We start from the raw sequence: 4,346 nt of genomic DNA on the forward strand, positions 1-4,346 counted from the left end.
AACGAGGTGCATCCGCACCGCGCTTTGCGCTATCGATCACCCCGCGAGTTCATCGCGCAAACCTGCGAGGCCCTGTCAGGCCTTTAGGGGGCAACAACACCCATCGATTACGGGACCAACGGCCACGAGCGGATGAACCGCACGATCTGAGAGGTGACCGCCTATCGCTTCCGTTACGAGAGCGGTCGGGTGTTGATCGTAGCGCGTGGCATCGTGACGTCAGTCCTTTAGGCGGCCAAACAAAATCTCGGTACGGCCCCGGCTTCGGGCGCGGTCCTTTTCGTATTTGAAGGGCTTTATCCGTAATCTTTCGGCCCGGAATGCAAGGCATTATACCCTTTACCTGAAGGACGTCCCTATACCAGTCTGTGTCGTAGCCGCAATCGCTCGGCAGCCACTGCGCCGGAAGTAGATCGTCGAGTAGCGCGGCAGCGCGGTAGTTACTGACCTGGCCAGCCATCATGAAGAAGCTGAGCGGTCTACCTTCTGCATCAGTGCCAGCTGCCGATGGGCCCTGCTATCGGCTCCGTGGTGCTACGACTACCTTGCCGTCTTTGACACAGGTCGGCCCCAGAATCAGATTTGTACCCGTCACGCCTCGTTTGATCCACTGAACCCGCATGGATGCGGGAACATGGAGTTCGCACGCATCAATCCGGACGACCCCGTTGGTGCCTTGGAAGCCAACGAGAAGGCCATTGGGATCATTATCGTAAGCGATCAGCTTCTTAAGATGGATATTGCAGGTTACCGCTGGCGAGGCGAGGCAGGAGATATGGCCGTCTCGAGGATTGCGGCTGACTAACGTGTCGCCGACCAGCGGCCCCCAATCTTTCAAACCGACGCGACTACCTTCCACGGTCACAATACCCTTCAGTGTCGTATTCGCTTTCGTATCGATCGACGCATCCCAATAATTCTTGAAAGTCCCCCCTTCAATCACGAGTGTGGTTCGCTGAGCGCCCATGACGCCGTCCGTATTCTTGAACTTTGTGCTGACCGGAAGGAACGGGTCGTAGCTACCAATGGCCGTCACATTTCGCAGGGTCAGCATACTGCCTCCGCCAACGGCGAATGAAGCGCTGATTTTTGTCGGTCTTCCATTGTGACGCCAAATGCCGCCATCAACCGTTACATGTGACCCGTCTTTGACCTGTACCCCGTAATGGCTGGTCGTAACGAGATAATTCTTAAGCGTGACGTTGTCGTATCGTCGAGGTACACGGTATTTCACTGGTCCGGCGTCGGTGTTGATCACACTGGTCGTCTGCGCGATCGTTTTAAAGCTTGCTTGTTTCGGTATAGACTGTTGGGTGTAGGCTGCCGCACTACCAATTAACACAGCCGCAACGGGAATGACAATTTGGATCATTTCAACCACCTTTAAGATTAAATCGATGTCTTTGTGTCTTTAGATGAATAACACGGTCCTGAACGGCTTCCCACTGGATGCTCTACGATCGATGATCGTGATGAGAACGGTCAAAAGGCAGCCGTTTCACGATATATTCTTGGCAAATGTGTTTATACTAAGTGACCCCGACCATGGTGGGCATTCGCCCGAAAGCCACGCCGCGCTAGCAGGGGTGCGCTCGAGCTAGGTTGCGAGTGAATCTTATGCTGATGGTTCACCGCATCAAGGCAGCGTGAGGCACAGACGGGTTATACCGATTTGTATTAGCCATGATAATCCGTCATGAAGCACTCGCTGCTCTTCCCTGGGTGGCTGGCACCTCGTTTGCGCCGCACCAACGAAACGAGGTGCCAAATCTTAGCAAATCTTTGGTCGTGGTCATGGAGCACCTAATAAGAATCACGCTATAGGTGTGACTATACAATATTGTTGTGGCAGTCTCACACTGAAATACTAGTCATTTTTCCTCGCGTTAGACTATCATTTCTTAACAATTAGGCACGGTAGATTTACTTGTAATGCCGCTATAGCCGGTCCGGTCAAGCCATTCTTCGTACCTGGTGCGCCAGTTTTTCCTCCGTCTGGAACGGAAAGCTTACGCCACTTTGAGGTTTTCGGTTATGTTGGGGCACGTATCCACCATGCGGATGGTCGATCCATGGTGGAGCCTCGACGAGCCACCGGGTCGCAACGATGGCGAGCGTCGCGCAACTGATATTGAGCGCTAAGCGCTTTTTTGAATAAGGCAGGCGTGTCACGACGTAGGATAGTTCGATGGCGATCGCCGCTAGACAAAAGGTTGTAATCTGCAACCGCGTCTCGATAAACAGGAAATGATGGCGGCTTGCGGCGCCTGCCACCGTGAAAGCAGCAGGCCATGTCATCTTGGATTTGATTAGCACGGTGCTTCATTAGCTGGCACCGTGCGGATCAGCCAGTCCTGTGGCCGCAATGACAGTAGGGAACTAGGCGGCGTGGATGAATTGGTTGACGCTGGATCGAGCGGTTGATTCAAGGCTTCCTTTTGGAGGCGTGATTGAGCCGGGGCGATCTGAGCGAGGCGGAGTGGCAGGTCTTGAAGGATCTGTTGCCGATCGAACCATCGATGCGTGGTCGCGGACGGCGCCCAACCGAGAACTGGGCGGTTCTGATCTGTATTCTCTGGCGGCTGCGCTGCGGGGCGCCCTGGCGCGAAGTGCCGAGAAGTACGGCAAGTGGAAAACGATTTATCGGCGGTTCAGGCGCTGGAGCGAGGCCGGCACCTGGGAGATTGTGTCGGTCACCCTGGCCGAAAGAATGGCGGACACCGGCCACTACAGCATCGACAGTACCACCATCCGCGGCCACGTCTCGGCAGCGGGGGTAAAAGGGGGACTTATCGACAGGCTCTTGGACGCTCGCGGGGCGGGTTCGGCTGTGAGGTTCACTGCATCGCCGATGCTGATGGGCGACCGCTCGCCTTCCATCTGACAGGTGGGCAAGCCGCCGACTGCAAGGCGTACGACACGCTGATCGCACTGCCCTAGGTCGAGCCGGCCGCGCTGCTGGGTGACAAGGGGTGCGACGCCGACGCCATCCGTGACGCTCTACGTGGCCGCGGGATCGACGCCGTCATCCCAGGATGATCCAACCGTAAGAAGCCGATCATCCATGACCGCACCCTGTACAAGGAGCGCAATCGTATCGAGCGCATGTTTGGTCATCTTAAGATTAATCGCGCGGTCGCCACTCGATACGACCAACTCGCCGAAAGCTCAGCATGATCCAGATCGCTGTCACCCGCTACCTGCTCAAATTCGTCCACGCCGCCTAACGATGGCTAGCTTCCACGGTCCGGAAAGCGCATCGCGACTGATCGTTCGAAACTCCGATCTAGGGCTCAAACCCAATCAGGCTATTCATCTGAAGTGGGCTTCCTGATTCACGGAGCGTGTGACGATGGAGGCTGTAGATGGCGTTGTTCTGGTTATCGGACCAGGCGTGGACAGCGATCAAGCCGCATTTGCCGAAGAACCAGCCTGGCGCCCGGCGGGGTCGATGACCGGCGGGTGATTTCGGGCATTATCCATGTCCTCAAAGTGGGATCTCGATGGTGCGACTGTCCAGCGGATTACGGCAGAAGCTTCGTACCCAGATACAAGATATTGAGCAGGATGCTATTAGGCGTACCGGCCAATAATATTGATCCACCATCGTTGCATCGTGGACAACGGCCGATCACATACTCCCTTGGCGGGTTGGTCGGCTTGCGACAAATCTACCAATCATATAGTGAAATAACAAATTCTTGTCGTGAACGTGACCTGCTCCCCGTTTTCAGGCCGCTGATAACTTAGCTTGGGTTTCCATATGCCCCTGGCGGGGGCGGTTCGTAAACTCGGCGGGTGCCATCCCGCCAAGACTGCTGTGCGGACGCACGGTGTTGTAGTCCGTCCGCCATGCCTCGATGATCCGTCTCGCCGCAGCCAGCGAGGGGAACAGGTGTTCGTTCAGACACTCGTCGCGCAAGCGACCANCGGTGTTGTAGTCCGTCCGCCATGCCTCGATGATCCGTCTCGCCGCAGCCAGCGAGGGGAACAGGTGTTCGTTCAGACACTCGTCGCGCAAGCGACCATTGAACGATTCCACAAAGCCATTCTGCTGCGGCTTCCCCGGGGCGATGTAGTGCCACTCGACCCCGGTGTCCTGACACCAGGCGAGGACGGCATGACTGGTCAGCTCGGTGCCATTGTCGCTGACCACCATGCACGGCAGCCCGCGACGCTCGGCGATGGCGCTCAGCTCGCGAACAACCCGCCGACCCGACAGCGAGGTGTCGACGATGCATCCCAAGCATTCCCGGCTGTAGTCGTCGATGACGTTGAGCATGCGGAACCGCCGGCCGCAGGCCAACGAGTCCGATACGAAGTCGAGCGACCAGCGCTGGTTGGGT

4 protein-coding genes and 2 pseudogenes are annotated in these 4,346 nt (G+C 56.7%); 2 read left to right on the forward strand and 4 right to left on the reverse strand.

Features of this window, described 5'->3' with window-relative positions:
• Window positions 1–517: 517 nt before the first annotated feature.
• Together ASE69_RS22135 and ASE69_RS22140 are read right to left on the reverse strand one after the other, a co-directional pair.
• A complete protein-coding gene (locus tag ASE69_RS22135; protein ID WP_156362326.1) occupies window positions 518–1,381 on the reverse strand; it encodes a hypothetical protein in 864 nt (287 codons plus the stop codon).
• Window positions 1,382–1,953: 572 nt separating this feature from the next.
• The gene (locus tag ASE69_RS22140; RefSeq protein ID WP_156362327.1) at window positions 1,954–2,316 is read right to left on the reverse strand and encodes a hypothetical protein; all 363 of its coding nucleotides are present in this window, start codon (window positions 2,314–2,316) and stop codon (window positions 1,954–1,956) included.
• A gap of 203 nt (window positions 2,317–2,519) precedes the next feature.
• Between ASE69_RS22140 and ASE69_RS23470 the strand changes: the two genes are divergently transcribed.
• Complete coding sequence (locus ASE69_RS23470; protein WP_414883046.1) at window positions 2,520–2,780, forward strand: transposase; 261 nt, start codon at window positions 2,520–2,522, stop codon at window positions 2,778–2,780.
• Window positions 2,781–3,365: 585 nt separating this feature from the next.
• Window positions 3,366–3,531 (forward strand): annotated as a pseudogene (locus ASE69_RS21475) (transposase); the annotation flags it as partial.
• A 199-nt stretch (window positions 3,532–3,730) separates the two neighbouring features.
• Here ASE69_RS21475 and ASE69_RS22150 read toward each other — a convergent pair.
• Window positions 3,731–3,929: integrase core domain-containing protein (locus ASE69_RS22150; protein WP_235518685.1), on the reverse strand; the 199-nt coding region annotated here is incomplete at its 5' end.
• Window position 3,930: 1 nt separating this feature from the next.
• Window positions 3,931–4,346: pseudogene (locus ASE69_RS12575) on the reverse strand (integrase core domain-containing protein); the annotation flags it as partial.

This window comes from Sphingomonas sp. Leaf208, from assembly GCF_001421415.1.
Taxonomy (GTDB): domain Bacteria; phylum Pseudomonadota; class Alphaproteobacteria; order Sphingomonadales; family Sphingomonadaceae; genus Sphingomonas.